This window comes from Niallia sp. RD1 (genome assembly GCF_024219955.1).
Lineage (GTDB): Bacteria > Bacillota > Bacilli > Bacillales > Cytobacillaceae > Niallia > Niallia alba.
This window is the reverse complement of sequence record NZ_CP100420.1, coordinates 1,289,842-1,312,748: the sequence shown is the minus strand read 5'-3', so window position 1 is coordinate 1,312,748 and position 22,907 is coordinate 1,289,842. Positions and strand designations below refer to the sequence as shown.

The window sequence follows — 22,907 nt, the reverse complement described above, 5'->3', positions numbered from 1 at the left end:
GGACTGAAAATGGAGGGGATATTACAAAATGCGTAATAATGAGAGCCTTTATTTTGATATATGGAGAAAAAAAGACTTTAAAGCACTGCTTATGGCTTATACACAGACAGCTCACTTATATAAGACTCAAGAAGAAATGCGTACTGGCTTTGCAGAGATGCTAGATATGTATGTTGAGGGTGGAAAGAAGAAATATATAGGTACAAAAAAACAATGGTTAAGTGCATATACGTTAGGAAGGGAGCTTGGAGTGTTCAGAAGGAAAGTAGGAGAACATTATGAGTTATCCAAGCTTGCAAAAGATTTTTTAGATAGCAAAATCCTTGCCAGTGAATATATGTTAAATTACTTATTGAACTTCAATCAGTTAATATCTGGTAAGGTGGTTCATCCACTTTATGAAGTTCTTATGGTAATTAGGGAGAATGGAGGTACAATCACAAAAAACAATATAAATAACATTTCAGAATTTAATCTATCCGCCAAAACTCCTGCAAATCAGCGACAAATAGTTAATATATTTCTACATAGATTGGTCGATGCCAAAATTTTAGAGCCTACAGGCCAAAGAGATTTATACCGCTTAACAAACAAAATTGATTTGGAGGAATTGATTAAGCACTGTAATATATATAATAAATCTGCCGATGAATTTGAAAATATTGAACATGAGGATTTTGTAGATATGTTAAGTTACCCAAGTCCTTTGATTCAAGTTTATAGATAAGGGGGTACTTAATACATTGGAAAAATTGATTATGGATAATTATATTATTTCGTTATTAGCTAAGCCCTTTGTAGTACTGACCGGAAATTCTGGTACAGGTAAAACAAGACTTGCTTTAAAATTGGCTGAATACCTTGAGAGTAAAAACTATCGTGTCAACACATGGTTACCTCTAGCGATTAATAAGAGAGGGCGAATATTGAATCGAGATGAAGAGGAAATAAGAGAGCTATGTCTCGATTCAAATGTGTTTGTAGCAAAGATTAATGAAAGTCAGTTTGAAGTTCAAATAGAGATGAATATACAGGTGAAATGCAATGATGAAGCTTTTTGGGATCTATTAGACGATGTTTCTACTGATATACAGTTAGGGGCAGCAGTCAGGTTATCAAAGGAAAAAAGGCATGTTTTGATACCGGTTGGTGCCGACTGGACTGATTCACGTAACCTGCTGGGATTCGTAAATCCATTTGGACCAGATGGTAGAACAGTATATGAGATCACGCCTTTAGTTGAGTTAATTTTAAAGGCGTTGCACCCAGACAACCGCTATTTGCCGCATTTTCTCATATTAGATGAAATGAACTTGTCGCATGTGGAAAGATACTTTAGTACATTTCTTTCTGCTATGGAGGCTAACAGAAGTACTTCAGAGGCAAGAGGTATACCTATAATAGATACCAATCATGTGTCAGTGATAGTCGATACCTTACGAAACATTAGTCATGTTGATCCAAAAGTCTTAGAAAGTGCAGAAATGTTATTAAGTAATAACGATTATATATCGTTGCCACCCAATATCTTTATTATCGGTACAGTTAATGTTGATGAGACAACCTATATGTTTTCACCAAAAGTTTTAGATAGAGCGCATATTATTGAACTCGAAACAATACACCCTTCAAAATATTTTAGTGGGTCTTATGGACAGAGTAATAACTTACATGATGGGGATGTTGTGCTTAATCACTTTAGAACTTCAATCGAATATAGAGAGTTAGAACAGCAAGGAGTGGATCCCATTTTGTACTTACAGAGTAAGTGGGGAGACCAATCAAGTTTTAATGAAGCCAAAAAGCAAATGGAGTCCCTTCTTTCGGGTGTTTATAACATTTTAAAGATAGCTAATTTTGATTTTGGATACAGGATTTTCAAGGAAACTATTGAGTATCTGTATTTTTCAATTATATATAATAAATCAAGCGCAAGTTGGTTTGATTATATGGATAATGTGTTATTGCAAAAGGTCCTTCCAAAACTCCACGGTAACAGAAGACAATTAGGCGATGTGTTGGAACTACTGATTAAGTTTTTAAACAAAGAAACATTTGAAGATTCTTTTGTAAACATTACAGTTAAGGAAGAAACGATGGGTTATCCAGCTAGGATTGAAACCGATATAGTTCGGAATAAATTAGATTTGCCAAAGAGTATAGCTAAGCTACATAAAATGAAAGCAACGCTCAATAGTGTAGGCTACACATCATTTATTAGTTAGGTGGCTAAGTTATGCTTTCTTTAAACCAATTTATTATCAAATGGCCAAATTCTAAAAAAAGCCTCAAGGTACAAAGGAATAGCGGGGGGATTGGACCGTCAGCTCAACTAGTAAATGAAAATGTACATTACAATGTAACCGCCTTTTTAGAGGCTAAAATGCTCGAAGAAATAACACCAATGATATCATACAATGAAGATTCTTCTAACCTGTTTCACCCTTTTGCTTTAAGGGAAGAAGGGACATATATAATAACAGCAATTGTTCCTAAACAGAGTTTAACTCAGGATTCAGGGCCATTTATAGATAACTATACAAATCATTATATTGAATTTTTTCCTATGGATTATTGGCGAGAAACAGATATACACGGAGAGTTATTCGTTGAAATTATAGGTGAACTCAGTACTAAGAACTTTGTGGGAACATTAGATCTTTCCCTTGGAACAGCAGAAGTATTTCTCTGTGAAATTGCGGCTAGAAAAATTGATTATGAGAGAGATTATACTTACTTTTTAAATGAAATTGCAGAGGAATCCAGTAACCTGCTAATGCAATTTGGCGGATTAACTCGGATACATATATCGAATAACGAGTTACATTCAGATAAATTTAGCCAAATATTCCAGCTTAGGAGCATTATGAAGGAACTTCCGGAAGCTATAGATACCGTACTCTTAAAGTTTCACAATAAGCTCTACTCTAATGAAATACATGAACCTATAGGACTTGGTAAGTTGCCTGATACTCAGTTAATGGCTCAAAAGATCTTTCATTTAGACTTGAAGCCAAAGGGGATATTAGATAAAAAATTTAATGGATATACACCGGAAAGAATAGTTACAACGGAAAAAAATGAAACTAATGACACTCCTGAAAATCGTTATATTAAAGCCTTTTTAGAAGAGTTACATTTTATTATTCAAAAACTTCATAAGACGCTAGAACAAAATACAAATATGGGAAATCCTAAAAAAATTTTTTTGTTGTATGAATTAGAGGTAAGGAAATGGTTGGATATCATAGAGAATTACCTAAGTTTATATGAATTTAGGGGTATTGGCAGAATGAACTTTTTCCCTTCTAACTCTCAAGTCTTACAAAATAGAGCCGGTTATCAGGATGTACTATTACTTGATTTAAGGTTACAAAGTGGAATGCAATTAAATTGGAACCCACTAATGGCTGTCACAAATGATATATATGTAAAACCTGTTTACGAATTATACGAGGTTTGGTGTTTTTTTATACTTCGAAATATACTTCGTGAGTTGTTGGGGTCTGAAATAAAGACCATCAATTTGTTTACAAATGACAGTAAAGTTAATTTCAATTTAAGAAAAGGTTCAGCCAGTGGTCTAGTCTTTCAGAAAGGAAAGACTATGCTTACACTCTACTATAATAAAGAATTTAGCAGACATACAAAGGGAGAAAAATCTTATTCGCTGAGTTTCAGGCCTGACTTTACATTCCAATTTTCCAACGAGGGTAAGGATTATCCTAATTATTTAATTCATTTTGATGCTAAATATAAAATTGATAACTTAAATGATTTAGAATCGGAAATCAAATCAAGCAAGAAAGAAGACATTATAAAAATGCATGCGTACAAGGATGGGATCCTTAATACATTAGGAGCCTATGTACTTTATCCCGGAAATGAATTCCGGAACTTTCAGGTAGGTAATGATATTATTCCGGGTATTGGAGCAGTGCCACTAGCACCGAATAATACAGATGCAAGATCTAAGCTAAAGTCATTTATATCAGATATTATTAACCACATGCAGAGTTAAAAAAGAGGCAAAAGAGAGTATTTTTTCATTCTCTTTTGCCTTCTTTGCTAATTCATATTTTCTATAAATTAACTCTACTTTAATCAAGTATAAAGTTGTGAATTGTTACTTGCATAGTTGAATATCATAATAAATTCACAGCTTAATTTTATCGTGTTTTGTTATGTTTATTCAGGGTGTACTCAGAATGAACACATAATTTCAAAATATTATAAGAAATCCTGTGGTAATTACAGCAGCAGATCCAGACATTAAAACGAATACAACGTTTGGTTCATTCCTTCTTTTTCTGTTTTACCAAATGAATTATTATTAATATAAATATAAAAATAGTAAAATATTGGAGTTCAATAACTGGATACTGATATATAAACCAACAAGGTTTGAAATACTGAGGGAAATTAGAGAGTATTTATGTTTGAGTGCGAAAATTACCATTATCGCACTCTTTTTTAATAAATACTGTATTACACATAATGTTATATGACTTTTCTTTTGGAGTTAAAGAAAAGGGTTAAGATTACGAATAAGGGATAATAAGTAATAATTTTTAAGTAAAAGTGACAAGAATTTATAATTTAAACCTTTATTGGTTAATTTTTGATAAGATTATATGGATAAATATAACAAAAAGGGTGTCGGAAAATGTGGGCAGATAATGAAACAGCAGTTGACTTTCTAGGCTTTAAGGTTCACTCTGATTTAATTAAATCTGTTGTGACAGATCCAAATCTACTACCTACTACGATAGGTTTGTTTGGAGATTGGGGTAGTGGAAAGACTAGCATTATGAAAATGCTTGAACATGATTTAGACCCTAATAGTTACACTGAACAAGCAGACAAAGAAAAATATGAAAAAATATTATGTATCTATTTCAATGGATGGTTATTTGAGGGTTATGACGATGCTAAGGCAGCAATTTTGACTTCTGTATTAAATCAAATTGCTGAGAAAAAAAAGCTGACCGTAAAAATGCGTGAAAAAGTAAGTGATCTAATACAATCAGTTAATTGGATGAGAATTGCAAAATTTAGTGTCAAAGAAGTTGGGTTACCTGCATTGGCTGCTTACTTAACTGGTGGTGCTAGCTTAATACCGACAGCAGTTTCAAAAGCTAAATCATTATTGCCCGGTCAAAGTGAAGATGAAAAAGGTGGATCAGAAGAAAAAAAAGAGTCCGAATTACCTCTAAATGAATTTATAAATGAGAGGCAACCTGACTCTATTCATATGGATGTTCGTACTTTTAGAGAACGATTTTCTGAGCTATTAGAAGAGTGTAATATTGATTCTTTAGTGGTATTAATTGACGATTTAGATAGATGTTCTCCTGAAAGAATTATTGATAATCTAGAAGCTATTAAACTATTTTTAAATGTTCCCAATACATCATTTGTCATTGGTGCAGATCCGCGAATAGTACGACACGCTATACAAGTTCGATATAATTCTGTTGAATTTGACAAAAAAGAAAATAATAGACTATCTTCTGACACATTAATTAATGATTATCTAGAGAAATTAATACAGGTTCCATACTATGTTCCTCGTTTGTCACCAGCTGAAGTTGAATCCTACATGACGTTATTATTCTGTAACAGAGACATCACGGAAGCAGAAATGTTTGATTCTGTATATACTCATTGCAATGAACAGAGACAGAAGAATAGATATGCTACATTTGGTTATTCTTCCGTAAACGAAGTGTTCACAAAGCAGGGTACAACAGTACCAGAAACTCTATCTAATAGTCTTGGTTTCTGTTCTTCGATTTCTCAATTAATTACTGAAGGTTTAAATGGTAATCCAAGACAAATTAAGAGATTCTTAAATGCTTATACACTTAGAAAACAACTGGCAGAGGTCGCATCTTTAGAAGAAATAAAAGACGATATATTGGTAAAGTTGATGGTATTAGAGTACTCACATCCAAGAGAGTTTAGACAATTATTTGAGTGGCAAGCAACACAAGAAGGATTGCCTGAACAAATAAAAGTATTAGAAGTAGCTTTAAGTCAAACTAACAGTAAATCAGAGGAAGTAGAAAAAGTAGATCCAAATTGGTCGACTTCATTTATGAGAAAATGGATATCAATGGAACCTTATCTTTCGGATATTGATTTACGGGATTATTTCTGGGTAGCACGTGATAAATTAGCTTCGACATTCAGTGGTCTATCCATGGTTTCTCCAATTGTAAGGATAGCACTAAAGGATCTTATATCAGATATATCTGCTAAGCAAAATCAAGCTATAGAGGCAGTAAAGGGATTTTCTGAGCAAGAACGAGCCTCGTTATTGGATATAATAGCAACAAATGCAGTCCGTAATCCTGATCAATCTGCGTTATACAAGGGTATAAGATTACTAGTTGAAAATGACATCGAGGGAAGTGTCTCAACTTATTGCAGAGTAATTAAAGAATGTAATCACGAATTAGCTCCAACAAGTGAGGGTATTGCAATCTTAACATTGATGAATACAAAACCAACATTAAAATCCGAACTGGAATCACTGATTACCATTCTAAAAGACAAGCCGGATACTCGTATAGGTAAAGCTATAATAGCGTCTGAAAGGAGGAAAAAATAAAATGGGTACTTCGACTGGATATGATGCTCCCACTACTCCCCAGTGGGGCGATTTAAAAAGTGATATTACAAGATTAGCTCGTGATGGTAAACCCACTTCAGAACAATCAAGAGAAATAATTAGAAAATATATTAATTCTAATGGTGGAAGTAGAAATATTAGTCAAGGAAAAGGTATTGTAAGCAGTAATTCCGCTCAAAGAACCGCCAGTAAATTGTCTAGATTCCTTTCCGATGTGAAGCAATACGGTTTTGAAGAAGCTGTACATCGATTACACATAAATTCATATAAAGGAATGGACGTATTAGAATTAACACTTACACTAACTGATTTTCTTAGCGAATCAGCAACATCATTAGATGATGCTGATTCGAGGAATGCTCTTTCTAGGTTGATGGAGGAATTATTTGATGATGCAACAAATGTCGAAGAATTGAACAGTATGCTGGAACAAAAAATAGATGAGTTTGAAATTGAGGGTATTCTAATGAAGTTTTTCAGTTACTATTTATATGAACAATTTTGCCGTGTTTTTTATGAAAGGCTGGTAACAAGGGTTGGAGATATAAAAGCAGAGTCTTTCCTTTCAGGTATCTTTGAGTATATTACCTCAGAAGTACAGCTAATGAATTCAGAAGAATCTCTAACTTTAACTGATTGGGGTTCAGCAGACCTTAATGGAATTTGTAGTGATATTTTACATAGGACATTAACAATTTATGGGGGATAATAATGAAATATAAAATTCAAATAACCTCAAGAGAGATTCAAAGGAATGGCATAAAGGATGTCAAAATTATTAGTGATGAGTTAGGAAATAACGTAGAATTAGACATTGATTTCACTAAATTAGTGAAATTTAACAGAACGGTATCTTCTACTATTAAAGACTTTCTTTTTTTCTCCACCATCGTTTATTCAATTGATAAATCTGTGAGTCGAAAAAGGTTCAGAGATAATTGGACTAGAGACCTAAGTATTGAAATACCTTTAGTGAATTTTGAATTATTTAATTCAGTTAAAGAAGAAATCGGAAATGCAGTATCTTTTTTGACAGGTGATAATTGGAAATTTGATTTTATTGAACTTAACGAAAATGTTTTTATTGATGACAATAGTAATGAACTAGACGATTCCTTTCCAAAACAGACAAGCTTATTTTCTGGGGGATTGGATTCACTAATTGGTGTAATTAATTGGTTAGAAGAAAACCAAGGAAAAGGTCTTGCTCTAGTAGGTCATTATGACAGGCATATAACTCAACCCAAAACAGATCAAGACTTATTATTTGATTTATTGAAGTCTGAATACGAAGGTAGGATAGAATTAGTACAAGTTAGAGTGGGACAATTTCACGGAGGGGAAGAAACTTCCCTAAGAAGTAGATCCCTATTATTTATTGCTCTAGGACTCTTCGTAAGTAATAGTGTTGATGCAACCGGTTCATTAATGATACCTGAAAACGGAGTAATTGCACTTAATGTACCTCTAACTCCTTCTAGAAGAGGTTCTTGTAGTACTAGGACAGCGCATCCTTTCTTTTTATCCAGCATACAAGAAATTTTGATTAAACTAAACATAGAAAATAAACTTACGAATCCGTTGAGCTACAGTACTAAAGGCGAAGCTGTAGCGAATTGTTTAAATCAACGTTTACTAAAGGAGTGTATCCCTTTAAGTGTATCTTGTGGTAAACGAGGACATACTGCAACATGGCAAAATCGTCATGCTAAAGGATGTGGAAGGTGTGTACCTTGCATTTATAGAAGAGCAGCTTTACATACTATAAATGCAGATGATGAAGTATATGGTGTTGATATCTGTTCAGAAAGCGTCGACATTGACTCTAATGGTGAATCAGAACAGGATCTGCGAGCATTTTTATCTTTTCTTAGAAAAAAATATACATCGGAAGATATCTCTAAGATATTAATATCAAATGGGAGAGTAGCACTCGATGAACTTTTTATTTATTCAGAAATGATTTATAGAGCTATGGAAGAATTAAAAACTTTATTAAAAGATAAAGGAAATCAAAAAATCAATGAAAAATCAGGATTATTCCAGAAAGAGTTTAATGGTTGATACCCATTGCCACGTCGACTTATATAAAAACCCCCATGAAACATGTGAGGAAACAGTAAAGAGTGGAATAAAAACAATAGCAGTTACGAATTTACCTAGTCATTTTGAAATCGGCTACCCTCATATTTTAAGGTATAGAAACATACGGCTTGCTTTAGGATTTCATCCATTACACATACAAAATCACGAATATGAACTTAAAATATTCGAGAGAAATGTGGATAAAACCTCTTATATTGGTGAAATTGGCTTAGATTTTACAAAAAAAGGGCAATATAATCAAAACTTACAGATTGAAGTATTTGAATCTATACTTAGGAAAATAAATACAAAACCTAAGTTTATAACGATTCACTCAAGAAAAGCTGAACAAGCTGTTTTAGAAATGTTAATGAAATATAACATGCAACCATGTGTTTTTCATTGGTATACAGGGCCATTAAATCTCATTGGTGAAATAGTTAAGTCGGGACATTATTTTTCAATAAATCCATCTATGACAACTAATGTGAATGGTATTAAAATCATTAATAAAATTCCTAGAGATAGGATATTAACTGAAACAGATGGTCCATTTGCAAAAGTTAATGGTGATACAATTTTACCTAAACATGTAAGAAATGTCATAGCATATTTGGCAGAAAGTTGGAAATTGAGTTTTGAAGAGGTACAAAATAAAATATACTCAAATTTTAATGAATTATTGAAACCAATTACAAGAACGGAAAAATAATAAAAAAATGTAATTTTAACTTGTTAGGGAACTCTATATACCTTTGTCAAAAAGAGTGCGAAAATAGATATTATCGCACTCTTATTTTATTCAGTTACATAAATTGTCTGTTAGCAATAAAACCTTTTAACGAAATGCACAAGGTAAAGAGAGTACACCAAAATGGAGAACTTTTTAAGATAAAATGCGCTGATAAGAGAGATCTTAGGGAAAAAACCTATTATAAATGCTATCAGCCGGATGTTTATAAGGTAAGAGAGTACACCGAAATGGAGAACTTTTTACAAAGAAATGCACGAAAAAGAGTACTTTATGGATAAAAACCGGTTCAACTTCTAGCAGCCAGTGAGTTTTATAAGGCAAGAGAGTACACCAAAATGGAGAACTTTTTAGGAGGAAGTATATACAAAAGCCAGTTATTCATAAGACTAGAATAACTGGCTTTTATCGATTTGCTTCTTATTAGCATTGAAAAGAAGGAGTTTACCGTTGGATATTTCATCTATAGCAGCGAATACTATATTGTCTATATCCATTCCGTTATTATCAACTATTTCTCTCGTTATCTTATCGGTGTTTACTTTCTTTGTTTTCCGAATGACATCATTAAAAAGTTCTTCTTTTCTTTTATACAATGCCAAGATCTTTGCATTGTATTTGAACCGACCATTGGCTGTAGGAACTGCATAATATGCCAACCTCTCCATGTCTTTTACGTTTCCTTCTCTAATAAATAGAGGAATAAAGTATTGTTCGTATTTATCTTCTGTATCCTGATAGTATCTAAACAAAAAATCCGGAATGAAGGTTAGATTGTTTGTCGATATGCCAAGAGTTGGATAAAAGTGTTTATCGACAACCATAAACTTCAAATTTTTCCAATTCGGTTTCAACCCTGCCTTAATTAAAGTGATAAATGTTTTTTTGTAAACTTCATAGGAATATGATTTTATGTTATTGATCAGTTCTAGATATAATGCTTCAACAACTGTGTAAAATCTTTTTATACCGGTAACATAAACCTCAATTTTCCAGTCTTTGTAGTCGTTCATATGAGCAATTTCATGTTTTAAGTTGGCAATACGAATGTCTTTGTTGCTATGGATGTTCTTGGTTATTACCACATCACTATCATCCATTAAAGCAAAGATGACTTTGTGGTTATGCTCTCTATCGTTCCTAGCCCAATCTTCATAGCGGTACAGTTTTCCTTCGATAGATCTAACATCATGCTTTTCAATTATAGTATTGGTATGATCACGTTTAGTTTTAATTTTTTCATTTCCACTATCCACTTCGATGTAGAGGTATGTGTCCCTAATTTTGAATATCCAATCTGGTATTAATCCAGTCTTATCACCAAGTTGCTTATCAATAAGCGTGAATTCCTGTGGGACAAAAGATTGCAGCACATCTAATTCTTTGTGTCTGTCGATGAATGGGGCCTTGTACTGTGATAACGATTTTAAGGGAGGAATAAAATCATTACCGAAGTTTTGCTTCTTATAGATAATGATAGGTTCTTCTAACTCTTCATCCTTATCTTCTCTGAACGGAATTACATATTTTCCTCCATCAGCAATATAAAAAGGCTCTTTTTGACTAACGCATTTTAAAACTTCTATAACAGATTGTTTAATAGCGAGGGTATGATCTAAGTTGCTTTTTGCTTGATATTTCAGTTTTTCTTGCATACCCAAGTAGCCGAGTTTTTTGAGTATTGTTTGGCCTGCAGGTGTTAAGTTGATAATTGCCATTTCATATCCATTTTGCATTTTTTCTTTACTTTTTTCTACAATGTTAGCATTGTCCCAACGGCTCATTTTTCTGCGGAAAGCAGCATCGCTTATATGTTTTAAGAGAGAGTAAAATTCATAAAACTGAGGTTGTGATAATATGCCCTGTTCGTTCAAGAAAAGAAGTGCGTATATATCTATGCTTTCTAATTGAATACGCCGTTTTTTCGATTTAGATAAATAATAATATACTTTCAAATTTCTATTCTCCTTTTTTCCTTACAAAAGATTTATTCGTTCTCTATGAAGTTAGCAAGTGTTTGTTGTACTGCTTTAAAAACTCATAAAAGGTGTTATTATCCATTTCCTTTATGCTTTCAAATTCGCAATTTTTTTGTTGACTGTTTTCTTTATTGCTAAGGGATCTTGAATTATTGATGGCTTTTTTATCTTCAATAATTTCTTTGATAGAGAAGGTTTGACTGAAGATATCTATATTCCATTCGACATATACATTTGTGAATTTACTCTTTGCCTTCTCAATTTCAATATGGTCACCTAAAAATATTTTGTGGCTTACCTCAGTTTCAGTCTCGAAAAGATCGATAACATTTTTAAGTGAATATTCATGAATGAATCCAAGCCCAGAAAAACAGTAAATGCCTTCCCCTTTCCAAGATATTTTCAAGGAAAGGTTCTCATCAATATCTTTGTCCTTCTCATCAATGTAATTTTCATCTATTAAAAATTGCAACGCTTGCTCTTCTAGATCCTTAACATTTGTTACATAAAATTTTCCTTGATAATTCTCTTCATTAATTAGCATTAGCTCTTCGTAAAGCGCATCATAATCCTTTTTATTTAATATCACATAGATTCCTCCAATATATTTTAAGCAAAAATAAAAGCCCCATAATGACGTTTAAACGCAATAGTACGTTTGTTTAAACTCAGCAATGGGGCTTTCCCTTATTCCATTTTAAATTTATATAAATTACACGTAACAACGATTTTATGAATGGTTTAATTAAAATGACATGTCACTTAAAGGAAGTTAAAAAGTGTTTTACTTTCTTCTGCCGGAGAACCACCTATCCCAAAGTTCTTGAAATAGTGTATTTCTTTTTATCATGACAACATATCCAATTGCAAGCATAGCAACAGCAACAGGCTGAACAGGGAGGCCAACGAAAATGTTAACAACAATTGTATATGTCAGAGCCACAGTAAAACAGATACCTAGGATTGTTAGCGTATAGTATTATTTTGTTGAAGTCCATGATCTGTCCTCCCTTAAATTATATCCTGACTATATTTCCCGATTATAAATTAGGAGCATCCTAGTAACAATCTAGTAAAGGTTATTGGATGCGATTAATTTGTGTAGGTTTAATTTATATCAAAAAGGTCTTTCTTTTTCTATATAGTCGGCATTTAAAAGGATTGTCCATATGGCACATAAACCATTGATATTACTGGTATTAGAGAAAGAGATAGTATACTCGTTGAACGGACCCCTTTAACGGATATACTTCAACGTGCATAGTTATCCTTTTTGTTGCTTGAAAAGCATGCTTGATTTAACTTTTATATGCCTCTTTGCACTATAAGTTTATTATTGGAAATTGCCATCATATAAATCTAAAAATGTCTCAATTGCTTTGTTAACAATGAATTTCTTCTCAAGTCCACTAGTGTTAGCAAAGTCGTCTAGTCGCTGCATTACATGCTCTTGGACTGGAACGTTCAGCTGTTTTGTTAAGGAATCTGTATTCCTATAAGCGGCATGTTCAAACAGAAGTTTTCCAAACAATTCGTATTTTAGCGTCTCAGTCTTCCTTTCATAATTCCCTTTTATATATTCTTCCGCAATTTTCTTTAGGGTGGTTATTTCCTGTTCATTCAAATCTAAATTATCAAAGGTGGTTTTTGATCTATCTTTTGAATAAGATATTGTCCAAAATTGCTTAGTAAGGATTCTTGGATCAATTTTGGTGAAGTTCCATTCGCCGTTAATATCACAGGTGGCGCCAACGGCTTTTAATCTATTAGAAACAGTAGAAGCAGCTTTGTAGCCTTTCGAGTTACAGATTTCTTGTTCTGTAGTTCCACCTTCAATTAATGAAATGATATCTTGTAAAGTTGCTTTGTCGATGTCTATCTCGATCTCCATTTTAATTATTCCCTCCTTTCAATTAAAGGTAAAAACATTTTAGCTTGAACTTTTTCCAATTCGAATAGAAAAATAAAAATTATTTACTTAATCTTGAATTTTTATTGGTGTTTCCTTTTAATGAAGTTAAAACAAATAGATGTTAGTTTTTTCTAATGAAACTGATTAAGTTTTTGCTAAGTTTCATTTAAGTTAAAGTAGACTTTAATGAAATTTACATAGAACTTAAAATTTTTTTGATAAGGGGTTCGAATACGGTGTTTGTCAAGATAGTTGTCGCATTTAACTTGTTTACTAGTGTAAGAACGTAAGGGTAACTACCGCGCTTTGCTTGGTGGCCTTCTCATCAAAGAACAGAATTCATTCTGTTCTTTGATGAGAAGGGAATGGGTAGTTCAAGCTCAGTCGCAGTGGGGCTATTTTGTTCCATCCTTTTCTATCTTGTCCTTTATTGGGTTTAAAGCCACTGAATCATGTGCACTCCAGTCTCTAGTTGAGCGCGTCCAACGTTCTGGATGCTTTTGTTTCGCTAGTTCATAAACTTCTTTGCGCTTTTTCAGTATCCCAATATGCGCACCTGTGTGGCATTGTTCTGGCGTCACAAAATTTATACCACTGTGTAAATGTATACAGTTATACCAATTCACAAATCTTAATGCCCATTCACGTGCAGCCTCAAGTGTTTCAAAGCCTCTGTACGGGAATTCAGGTCGATATTTCAGAGTCCGAAACATTGCTTCAGAATAGGGATTGTCATTACTTACTCTTGGTCTTGAATAAGAGCTTTGGATCCCTAATTTTTCAAGTAATACCTGAAATGTTGCGGCTTTCATGGGACTGCCATTATCGGAATGTAAAACGAGTGGTTTACCTTGGATTTTTTCACTAATAATCGTCTTCTTCATTAAATCTTCAGCGTGTTTTGCCTCCTCTGACTCCCAAATCTCCCAACCTACGATTTTTCTACTAAAAATATCGATAATTAAGTAGAGTCGATAAAACAAGCCTTTCACCGGCCCTTTTAACCACGTTATATCCCATGTCCATACCTGGTTTGGGGCTACTGCTAAATGACTTTCTGGTAATCTACCCTCGGGCTTTTTGCTTCTTCCCCGATGATTTTGCATTTTATGCTCACGAAGAACTCTATAAAAGCTAGATTCGGAGGCGATATAAATGCATTGATCTGCTAATTTTGGCACGATTTGAGTAGGCGGTAGGTCTACAAATTCCTCTTTTTTAACAACCTCCAGTATCTCTTGTTTTTCCTCTATCGTTAATTTATTTTTTGGCTCTGGACGTAACGCAATAGGGCGTTGATCCTCCTTGATTCCACCTTCTGAAATCCAGCGTTCATAGGTGCGAACGCTAATGTTCAATTCTTTACACGCCGGGGCTAATCGCGCACCATTTTGGTTTGCTTCTTGGATGAGTTCTACTGCTAGTGCGCGATCTGACGGGCTGATCATTCGTCCTCTTGGTCCCCCCAGATCGCTTGGGCCTTTTTTCTTAATAGTAATAAGGCTGCAGCTTCTGCCAATGCTTTTTCTTTTTTACGCAAATCTTTCTCTAATGCCTTTCCTCGCTTTTTCTCCTCTTTTAATTCTTGATTTAACTGCTTTGTTTGACTAGATTCTCGCCCATTTGCATTAAGGCATGAATCTCGCCATGCGTCAATCTGTTCTTTATAAAGTCCCTTTTTTCGACAATACTCCGCTAGCTCCGCACCATTCATTGAGTATGTTTCCATAACTATGAGAAACTTATCTTCACTGCTCCAGTGTTCAGAACTTTGTCCATCTCCGGGTGTGGGGTTTCCAGATGATCTAGCCTCTTTTCTCCACTTGTAAAGCGTGGGTTCAGTAATGCCCAACTCTTCACTTAATTGGCCAACCGATTCATTAGTGGGGGGCATCATTCTCTTAATAATTGATGCTTTCTCTTCCTTTGTATAACGTTTACCATTATTACTTTTCATGTCGATCAACCTCCGTGTATGATTTAAACTATACACTAAAGTTCCCTACGACATCTATCCTAACAGAGGGGGAATATCAAAAACAATAATTATAATATTTTAAGATTTTAGCTTGAAATTAAGGCTCTACGCCAAAATCTGTTCTTGCTTAAAAAAGAGTACAAAAAAACATCTGTATCCGTTAATGTTGAAAGTACGACCAAACAACAGAACGAGGTATACAGATGCATTCCCATTCTATCAAGGTTTTACTCGATTTACCAGAGTTAAATGTATGTGCTATTCAAAAAGTAAAAGATCAAGTGCTCATTGAAGTGACACCGATTGATGCCACACAGCCTTGTCCAGTATGTGCATCAACGCAAACGATTCGTCGTGGCACGGCTTATCAACGAAAAGTACGTCACCTCCCTGCGTTTGGGAAACGGGTGTATTTACTGCTGCCCGCTATCCGTTTAACATGCAAAGATTGTCATGCCCATTTTGTGTGGCATTACGACTGTGTTGCGCCAAAAAAGCGCTATACAAAGGCATTTGAAGCCACGTTACCGAAACAAGCGATAGGAGCGACGATTGCCCATGCGGCGCGCCTCTCTGAAACACCACCAACAACGGTTCACCGTGTTGTACGTCAATGGATGGCAGTGGAGTCGGTTCGCGTTCAAAGACGATGCGCACAACAGGCTAAAGTGAGTACGGGTCTTGTACTGGGTATCGATGACTTTGCGATTCGTAAAGGACATCGATATAACACCGGCTTACACGATTTACGTGGTGGCACGTTTTTAGATGTCATCCCAGGTCGTACGATTGCAGAATTACAGGATTATTATCAAGCGCAGCCGATTTGGCAGACGCTTAATCCCGTCGCTGTCGTCATGGATTTAGCGCAAGGCTATCATACATTCGTAAAAGAAATGTATCCAAATGCCATTCGAATTGCCGATCGTTTTCACGTCAATCGTTACGTAACGGATACCTTACAAACTATGCGAAAACAGGTTCAAAAGAGCCTTTCTCCCTGTGCGAAAGCCGATTTAAAACAACACTTCCATATTCTTGGTAAACGTCATGACCAGATCACAAGAGACGAAATGGTGATTTTAAAACGACTGCTTGGTTATGCGAAATTACTTCGCCAAGTGTATGAATGGAAAGAAGCCTTCATTGCTTGGTATGACTGCAGTCCATCGTATAGCCTTGCCAAAAAAGGTTACGAAAGATGGCTGGCGCAAGGAAAAGCAATTGACCATCCGATTGTAGAAATCTGTTTAAAAACGATGCACAATTGGCAAGAAGAAATCTGTAATTATCATCAATTGCGTTTTACGAATGCATCGGTTGAAGGAAAAAATAATAAAATCAAGGCTCTGCAGCGTCGTCACTATTTCACTCGCAATCCGGAGTGCTATAAGCAACACATTTTATTGGAGTGCAATGAAGAATGGATTCAATACGGCTACGGCTCTTAGTCAAGAACATGTTTTGATAAAGAGCCGAAATTAAATTATCAAAAAGAAGGAGGTCCCCTATATAAGTTAGTCTAATGAATTTCTTGCTAAAAAAATAAATAAAAAAAGGGAAAACCCCAAACTTGGTTAAGAGTGGCCTTATGAGCATCTTTACTTGTTTGGGGTTTTTATTATGGAGGAAAAATATGAGTCAAAAAAACAAAGTTGCAATGGAAACTAAAAGTCGCAAAAAGTCCAAAGTAGGAAGAAGTATAGGTTTATACAATGATGTGATGGTAGGAATTGAAGATTCTTCGGCTCGTAATGAGAATGAAAATATTCAGCAAAACAATAGAAAACTTCAGTCTGATTTGTATCCAACAGGAGGATCTTTTCTCAATAGTGATTGTCTTCGAATCAATAAAGAAAAAAAGTATTATTATGTTCGAGTAAAGACAGGGGAAAATACGTATAAAGAAAATCCAATCTCTAACTTTATTGTTGTTCCGCTCTATACGACCAAAAGACAAGGTGGCAAACAGATTTATATTTTAAAACTAATCTCTGACAGTCAGACAAAAGTGGTCGAATTTGATGGTGAGACTTTAGCAATTCATACAGCTTTTAAAAAACATTGCATGAATAACGGAAGATTTAATTGGTTTGGTAAACAAACAAACTTAGATAGTCTGATAAACATGATTTTAAAAAGCCCTATGAAAGAACTTGAGTTTATATCATATATGGGGCGGAATGAAAAGGAGGATATGTGGATTTTTCCATCACATGCGTTTTGTCGTGATAAGGTAATTTTTGCAGATGAAGATGGAATTATTGCAGTGAACGGTAAGTATTTTAAAGTGGATATTGATAAAGACGACGAATATAGAATACATCCACATATTGATAAAGCTCCCACTAAGGAGGATTTAGTCACATACTTTAAATGCCTTAAATTACTCTATGGCCAATATTCATATCTTGCTTTCGGTTATATTGCTGGAACAATGAATGTCGATACCATTGTAAAGGAAACGGATTATTTCCCGTTTTTATACCTATACGGAAAACACGGTCAAGGTAAGAGTACAGCCATTAAAGAGTATACAAAAATGGCAGGTATTAATGTATCGTTGAATACTCCGCCATCGTTGGATAGTTTAAGAAAGGGTATGAGTCGAAAATCCTCTATGCCTTTTGTCGTAGACGAAGCTGAAAATAAAAATGACAGTAGCAAGGGGATGGATTTTATTAAAACCTGTTCAGATTCACTTAAAAATAATGTTTATATGAGGCAGGATTTCATTAGAGGGCATAAAGATGAATCTACTATAATTCGATTTCCCGTAAAGGCGACTTTAATGTTAAGTGGGGAAGTATTGACTAGCGTGCCATCAATAATTCAAAGATCAGTTTTATTTGATGCTTCAAAGATTAGTTTTAATGAAGAGGCTATTAGAAAGGTCAAAGCTCTTAAAGAAGTACCATATTGGGTAGGACAGTATTTAATGAGAACATCGTATAGATGGAAGCATAACTTTTTACGACTTTATCATGAAATCCTTGATTATTTTAGTAGTAGGGGATGGAGTAATATTCACATTCGAATTCGGTCGCATTATGCTATGTTTCTTGCTTCAGCTTTTGCAGCCTTTGCCCAATTAAATGACTTTTTAGAGGATGAAATATTTTTTTCTAATCCAGAAGATAGAATTGAAATTTATCAATTTGTATATCAGGAGATGAAAGAAACGCAACAACTGACAATCGAAGACCATCCTGCTATGGATTTTCTGCGCAAGATTGGTTTACTGGCTAAGAAAGGTCAATTACAGAATAATAGTGATTATAAGTGTGTAATAGAAGATGGTTCCACCTATTTATACTTGGCTCCATCTAATACCTATGAAGCTTATAGGATGTCAGAAAGAGTCCCATTCTACCCATCAAGTAACAAGGTAGTTAAAGACTTACAAACGTATTCATTTTTTATTAGGAGTGTTAAACACAGAATTGGTACTAGTAATCCTAGGGCGTGGTTAATACAATTATCTGATCCGAGTAATCCTGAATCAATTAAGGATGGCATTGTTCATCCTGAGTTGCCCGATACAATGATTTACTTCTATAAATGAAATCTGTAGAGAAAGTTCCAAATGACGTTCCGAAATTAACAGATAAGATGGAACTTCTAAAATTCAGTAATATCAAGGTTTAACAACATATTGTTCCAACGTTCCATTACTTTTGAGAGAGCGTTGGTATATAAATTACACCCTGTAGGTTATACTTTCTTTCAAAAATAGTAAAAAAATCAGTATTTCGGAACATATTACTGATTTACTCATTAAAAACCTTTATATAAAAGGAAAAACAATTAAGGAATAATGTTCCGAATGGGATATATTATTCGGAACCTCTTCGGAACATAAATAGAACTGTAAAAATAATTGAGCAAAAAGTTAAGCAGTCCAATTCATAAAAGAGTCGGACTGCTTTTTTTTATGTATTTCATTCTCATTCTTTGATACTGGAAAATAAAAAAATGAACAATGCTTTTTTTTGTTCAAATGTCATCTTTGAAACTAATTCCCCGATTTTATGTTCAATTTCTTTGTCCGCATCGACAGCTTCTTCAAAATTTATATCCGAAGAAGTTTGGTGATATATACTATCCTTTTCAATCATTTGAAAAAATTGACTTCTTGTAATGTCAAATTCATGACATATAGATTCTAACAAGGAAAATGATACTTCCTGTCTTCCCGATTCAATCTTAGATAGGGACGGCTGGGATATTTTAATTTTTTTAGCGAAGTCAACCATTGTCATATTATTTTTCTTTCTAAGTTCCTTTATTAGTCTTCCAATTATTAAATCACTCATATTTCAACCCTCTGAAAATCGTCATTATTAGTAATCGTATCGTTATTGCATTTTACAATCAATATAAACCATGTTATATTCTAAATATAAATATATTCTTATTAAGAATAAAAGAGGGTGACAATAATGATCGATGGATTTCAAAAGGTAGTAAACAAGTTAATTGAAGAAAGACTCGAACAAATTATTACAAGTGAAGAGTATGTTATGTACTCGGAATTGCTTCATAAGGATCTAGATGAAAAGCTTGCACAATTTGAAAAGTTCGAGGATGAAACCAAAAAAGATGAATTCATTGATGATATTAGAGCTAACATTTTTGAGCAGGTACATATCCAAACGAAATTAGCATATCGCACTGCTTTTAATGATGCACTCGTGTTTGCAATAAACACCTTAGTAAATCCGCAGAAAATGTTTTAATGGGAGGCTCATCTTTGGCATATTCTAAACATTTAGGATTTATTCAAGTGGACTTATATAGAATTACAGAAATATATCAGGATCCTCGTACCGATATTTATGATGAACTTTTAATGGATATAATAACCGTCCTTGCAAAGTACGAGGTTGTAACTGAAAACTTTTTTTTTGACTTTAATAGTAGTGAAGATTGCGACAAAAAGGATATTTTTCACCTGTCACTTATAAAGGCGGGTAAGAGAATAGAGAAGGAAAATAACAGCTGAAAAAAGCAGTATATTCGCTATTAAAGGTGAGCGCTAGGGAGGACTAATAAATAGTTATAAGAGGGAGGCATCTGAGATGCAGGTATATTCAGGAAAGCTGGTAATAGATTTAGCAACAATTGTTGATGATGCAGATGAAAACATTATGAAAAATAATGCTCATGAAGCATTAACTTCAGGAGTGACACACGAACTGCGAACGATACTGGGGGCAGCTGGATATTTGGCTGGAAGTGTAGGAGCAACATTGGAGAAAGTTGAAGATGCTAACCCGTACGATTATTCCATGATTAAGTCATATGTAGAACAATCCAAGAAAGATGTACAACGAGTATATAACAAAGCCAATAGAGAAACTTATAGAATTGAGTAACAGAATTCTTCAAAAAGAGGGGTGTGGTTTTGTCTGGGTACTTATGTTCGTCTGTCTATTCTTCCTCATCAGATTTCACAACAAGATTGGATAAATGTTTATAAAGAAACAGTGAAATTACTGCAAGTTTATGATTTTGCAGAGTTAGGAGAAAAAAAGTTATTTGATATTCAAATCCCTGTATATGTTAAATCCGAAGAACATGAAGAGCCTTCTCGATTTTGGAGAACATGTGGGAACTTAGGCAGTAAGAAATTTGCAGAAACTTTCAGGCTTTACTCTGATATTAAAATGTATAGGGAGGCTGTGCCAGCTTTTAATAATGAAACAGATATTTTAAAGGGATACGAAAGCTCAGTTGTTGTTTTTAATGCTAAGACTCAAGGATATCCATACCATCTTTACATATTAGCCATAGCTATGCTAATTGAGAGCCGTTTCCCCAAGTTTGCTAGTGTAAGTGGAGATATAGATCATCTGCAGTGTGTAAAAGCAAAACAATGGGCAGACACTCATCTCTCAACCCCAATAAAGTTACCGTTACGCGTTGATCCACGGCAGTTGCTTAACCGATTTTCTCCTAAAAATGAAAGCGAAAAAATAGAATTGATTGAAAAATGGACTATTGCAGATCAGGAAAAAATCTTAGAGCTAGTTTATACGTACTCTGATAAAGAAACCTTCCACAAGTGGATTAAGGAAAAATTAGTTAAGCACTCTTCTCCAACACAAATTGGAGCTGTTAAGCTCTTGGTCTATTATCTGAATCTAGTTAGGGACGTTAATAGTTTGTTTTCTATGGCTTGCAAGGAAGAAGATGGCCCCAAGTATATACCTGAAGAAATGTTAAGGGCAATTACTCTTACTTGGGTAAGTATCCCTCCACAAAACTATGATTTTTTGAAGGCATTTCGCAAAATTGAAGGTCATCCAGCCATTGTTGAAAGAACATTTGGAATGATGGTAATGGATATCAAATTTCCGGGCCGAGAAATTAAAACCTATATACCTTTAAATGAGGTTGCGGAGAACTTCACCACTTGTTATCCAGAATGGGATAATAAAGCGAACCTTTTATTGCAACAAGGTAATAGTAGGATAGAAGAAGAACTTCAGGAATTTTATAGAAGTATTGCTCCTATGTTGGCTCTAAATAATGAGAAGGAAAGCGAAGGTAGTTTTTTGGATAATGAAGATGCTTTTCTTTATTTTAATAATCATTCAGTTTTGCTTTCCGAGGAGCAGGACTTTCATTTAAAAACAGTAGCATATAGCATTGAAAAATTTTTAACCAAAAATCCTGAAATTAAAGAACGGTTGTATGGGTATGATATTGGATCGATGAAGCTAATACTCGGAAAGATGCTTACTGAAAAGTTTCGGATGTTTCTTACAGATGATGCTTGGCTATGGATTGAAGGAATTCGGGAAGAAGAGTTTATTATGACGTTACTTGCAAAGCTAATACTCGATGACTCTTATAATCTTAAAATGAAAGCTAATAACTATAGGCTGTTAAGAGGCATGTTTGAAAACAAGCTAATCACTGAAAAAATAACAGAGTATAGAAAAGATCCCAAAGTAATAACCCACATTCAAGAAATGATTGATAAGGAAAAGAACACTAATAAAGATTGAGGGATGCAAATGAAGCTTCTAATGTGCCTTGAATGTAATGATATATTTAATCTGGATCTGTCAGAAAAAAGCTGCAGCTGCGGAAGAAGTAAGGGGAAATATATAAATCAGCAACTTGCTGAATATACTGGTGAATTTGCATTGCCCCTTGGCTTTACTAATTCATCTTTGATACAGGCAATTAAGCATCAACCGAATGAAGGAATGGGTAAGGAATTCACCGCTTTTGTCATCCCTAAGAACTGTGAGACTTTTTTTAAGAGGTTCTAAGCGCTATTTTTTTACTTTAGAAGTGTTAAATAGATGAATAAAGATAAATTGAGCATAGATCTAGCTATGATAAAATTTTCATCATAGCAATTGGGTTGGCTAAGAAGGATTTCAATGAAAGTAATCAATAGAAGTTTATTTTATCAGATGATGATATAGATTTGATAGAATTCATTATTAATGAATTCTATTTGCAAATAAGCAAAGAATTATCAACCGCATCGTTAAACAGACCCTAAAAATAAATGATATGTTATTACGGAGTAGGTTGTAGGTGAA

The 22,907-nt window shown here is 34.1% G+C and carries 18 protein-coding genes and 1 pseudogene; 14 read left to right on the top strand and 5 right to left on the bottom strand.

Annotation, left to right across the window (positions count from 1 at the left end):
- Positions 1-28: 28 nt before the first annotated feature.
- The 7 genes from NKG37_RS06080 to qatD all read left to right on the top strand — a co-directional run bounded on the left by NKG37_RS06080 (position 29) and on the right by qatD (position 9,434).
- Positions 29-727: a hypothetical protein gene (locus NKG37_RS06080; RefSeq protein WP_254415980.1), complete on the top strand. Its 699-nt coding sequence runs from the start codon at positions 29-31 to the stop codon at positions 725-727.
- A 16-nt stretch (positions 728-743) separates the two neighbouring features.
- Positions 744-2,225 carry a hypothetical protein gene (locus tag NKG37_RS06075; protein WP_254415979.1) on the top strand — a complete coding sequence of 494 codons (1,482 nt, stop codon included), beginning with the start codon at positions 744-746 and terminating at the stop codon, positions 2,223-2,225.
- Between the two features lie 11 nt (positions 2,226-2,236).
- The gene (locus NKG37_RS06070) at positions 2,237-4,021 is read left to right on the top strand and encodes a DUF2357 domain-containing protein (protein ID WP_254415978.1); all 1,785 of its coding nucleotides are present in this window, start codon (positions 2,237-2,239) and stop codon (positions 4,019-4,021) included.
- A 645-nt stretch (positions 4,022-4,666) separates the two neighbouring features.
- Complete coding sequence (locus tag NKG37_RS06065) at positions 4,667-6,616, top strand: KAP family P-loop NTPase fold protein (RefSeq protein ID WP_254415977.1); 1,950 nt, start codon at positions 4,667-4,669, stop codon at positions 6,614-6,616.
- 1 nt (position 6,617) lies between these two features.
- Positions 6,618-7,346 (top strand): hypothetical protein, encoded by a 729-nt coding sequence (locus NKG37_RS06060; RefSeq protein WP_254415976.1) that lies wholly within the window; start codon positions 6,618-6,620, stop codon positions 7,344-7,346.
- A 2-nt stretch (positions 7,347-7,348) separates the two neighbouring features.
- Complete coding sequence (gene qatC, locus NKG37_RS06055; protein WP_254415975.1) at positions 7,349-8,701, top strand: Qat anti-phage system QueC-like protein QatC; 1,353 nt, start codon at positions 7,349-7,351, stop codon at positions 8,699-8,701.
- Positions 8,661-9,434: a Qat anti-phage system TatD family nuclease QatD gene (gene qatD / locus NKG37_RS06050; RefSeq protein ID WP_254415974.1), complete on the top strand. Its 774-nt coding sequence runs from the start codon at positions 8,661-8,663 to the stop codon at positions 9,432-9,434. Before qatC ends, qatD begins: the two co-directional genes overlap by 41 nt.
- 428 nt (positions 9,435-9,862) lie before the next feature.
- Here the strand turns inward: qatD and NKG37_RS06045 are convergent, their stop codons facing one another.
- From NKG37_RS06045 to NKG37_RS06030, 4 genes and pseudogenes are all read right to left on the bottom strand, one after another.
- Positions 9,863-11,428 carry a replication-relaxation family protein gene (locus tag NKG37_RS06045; protein WP_254415973.1) on the bottom strand — a complete coding sequence of 522 codons (1,566 nt, stop codon included), beginning with the start codon at positions 11,426-11,428 and terminating at the stop codon, positions 9,863-9,865.
- Positions 11,429-11,471: 43 nt separating this feature from the next.
- Positions 11,472-12,041 carry a hypothetical protein gene (locus tag NKG37_RS06040; RefSeq protein WP_254415972.1) on the bottom strand — a complete coding sequence of 190 codons (570 nt, stop codon included), beginning with the start codon at positions 12,039-12,041 and terminating at the stop codon, positions 11,472-11,474.
- A gap of 744 nt (positions 12,042-12,785) precedes the next feature.
- Positions 12,786-13,343, bottom strand: coding sequence for a hypothetical protein (locus tag NKG37_RS06035; protein ID WP_254415971.1), 558 nt, complete (start codon positions 13,341-13,343; stop codon positions 12,786-12,788).
- 416 nt (positions 13,344-13,759) lie between these two features.
- Positions 13,760-15,321 (bottom strand): annotated as a pseudogene (locus NKG37_RS06030) (IS3 family transposase).
- 224 nt (positions 15,322-15,545) lie between these two features.
- On the opposite strand from NKG37_RS06030, the gene NKG37_RS06025 reads away from it, so the two are divergent.
- Positions 15,546-16,793, top strand: coding sequence for an ISL3 family transposase (locus tag NKG37_RS06025; RefSeq protein WP_254415550.1), 1,248 nt, complete (start codon positions 15,546-15,548; stop codon positions 16,791-16,793).
- Between the two features lie 185 nt (positions 16,794-16,978).
- Complete coding sequence (locus NKG37_RS06020; RefSeq protein WP_254415970.1) at positions 16,979-18,907, top strand: hypothetical protein; 1,929 nt, start codon at positions 16,979-16,981, stop codon at positions 18,905-18,907.
- A gap of 382 nt (positions 18,908-19,289) precedes the next feature.
- Here the strand turns inward: NKG37_RS06020 and NKG37_RS06015 are convergent, their stop codons facing one another.
- Entirely contained in the window at positions 19,290-19,658 is a 369-nt protein-coding gene (locus tag NKG37_RS06015) for a helix-turn-helix domain-containing protein (protein ID WP_019154249.1), read from the bottom strand.
- A gap of 126 nt (positions 19,659-19,784) precedes the next feature.
- Here NKG37_RS06015 and NKG37_RS06010 point away from each other — a divergent pair, with 126 nt between their 5' ends.
- The 5 genes from NKG37_RS06010 to NKG37_RS05990 all read left to right on the top strand — a co-directional run bounded on the left by NKG37_RS06010 (position 19,785) and on the right by NKG37_RS05990 (position 22,628).
- The gene (locus tag NKG37_RS06010) at positions 19,785-20,081 is read left to right on the top strand and encodes a hypothetical protein (protein WP_016201520.1); all 297 of its coding nucleotides are present in this window, start codon (positions 19,785-19,787) and stop codon (positions 20,079-20,081) included.
- A gap of 14 nt (positions 20,082-20,095) precedes the next feature.
- Positions 20,096-20,347, top strand: a complete 252-nt coding sequence (locus NKG37_RS06005; RefSeq protein WP_016201521.1) for a hypothetical protein — start codon at positions 20,096-20,098, stop codon at positions 20,345-20,347.
- 76 nt (positions 20,348-20,423) lie between these two features.
- Entirely contained in the window at positions 20,424-20,720 is a 297-nt protein-coding gene (locus tag NKG37_RS06000; protein ID WP_254415969.1) for a hypothetical protein, read from the top strand.
- Positions 20,721-20,741: 21 nt separating this feature from the next.
- Positions 20,742-22,358, top strand: a complete 1,617-nt coding sequence (locus tag NKG37_RS05995; protein ID WP_254415968.1) for a hypothetical protein — start codon at positions 20,742-20,744, stop codon at positions 22,356-22,358.
- Between the two features lie 9 nt (positions 22,359-22,367).
- Positions 22,368-22,628 carry a hypothetical protein gene (locus NKG37_RS05990; RefSeq protein ID WP_016201524.1) on the top strand — a complete coding sequence of 87 codons (261 nt, stop codon included), beginning with the start codon at positions 22,368-22,370 and terminating at the stop codon, positions 22,626-22,628.
- Positions 22,629-22,907: the final 279 nt, after the last annotated feature.

Coding starts and splice junctions, on each gene's coding strand:
- NKG37_RS06080 (WP_254415980.1), top strand. CDS start 29: ATGCGTAATAATGAGAGCCTTTATTTTGATATATGGAGAAAAAAAGAC.
- NKG37_RS06070 (WP_254415978.1), top strand. CDS start 2,237: ATGCTTTCTTTAAACCAATTTATTATCAAATGGCCAAATTCTAAAAAA.
- NKG37_RS06065 (WP_254415977.1), top strand. CDS start 4,667: ATGTGGGCAGATAATGAAACAGCAGTTGACTTTCTAGGCTTTAAGGTT.
- NKG37_RS06060 (WP_254415976.1), top strand. CDS start 6,618: ATGGGTACTTCGACTGGATATGATGCTCCCACTACTCCCCAGTGGGGC.
- qatC (WP_254415975.1), top strand. CDS start 7,349: ATGAAATATAAAATTCAAATAACCTCAAGAGAGATTCAAAGGAATGGC.
- qatD (WP_254415974.1), top strand. CDS start 8,661: ATGAAAAATCAGGATTATTCCAGAAAGAGTTTAATGGTTGATACCCAT.
- NKG37_RS06035 (WP_254415971.1), bottom strand. CDS start 13,343: ATGGAGATCGAGATAGACATCGACAAAGCAACTTTACAAGATATCATT.
- NKG37_RS06025 (WP_254415550.1), top strand. CDS start 15,546: ATGCATTCCCATTCTATCAAGGTTTTACTCGATTTACCAGAGTTAAAT.
- NKG37_RS06020 (WP_254415970.1), top strand. CDS start 16,979: ATGAGTCAAAAAAACAAAGTTGCAATGGAAACTAAAAGTCGCAAAAAG.
- NKG37_RS06015 (WP_019154249.1), bottom strand. CDS start 19,658: ATGAGTGATTTAATAATTGGAAGACTAATAAAGGAACTTAGAAAGAAA.
- NKG37_RS06010 (WP_016201520.1), top strand. CDS start 19,785: ATGATCGATGGATTTCAAAAGGTAGTAAACAAGTTAATTGAAGAAAGA.
- NKG37_RS06000 (WP_254415969.1), top strand. CDS start 20,424: ATGCAGGTATATTCAGGAAAGCTGGTAATAGATTTAGCAACAATTGTT.
- NKG37_RS05990 (WP_016201524.1), top strand. CDS start 22,368: ATGAAGCTTCTAATGTGCCTTGAATGTAATGATATATTTAATCTGGAT.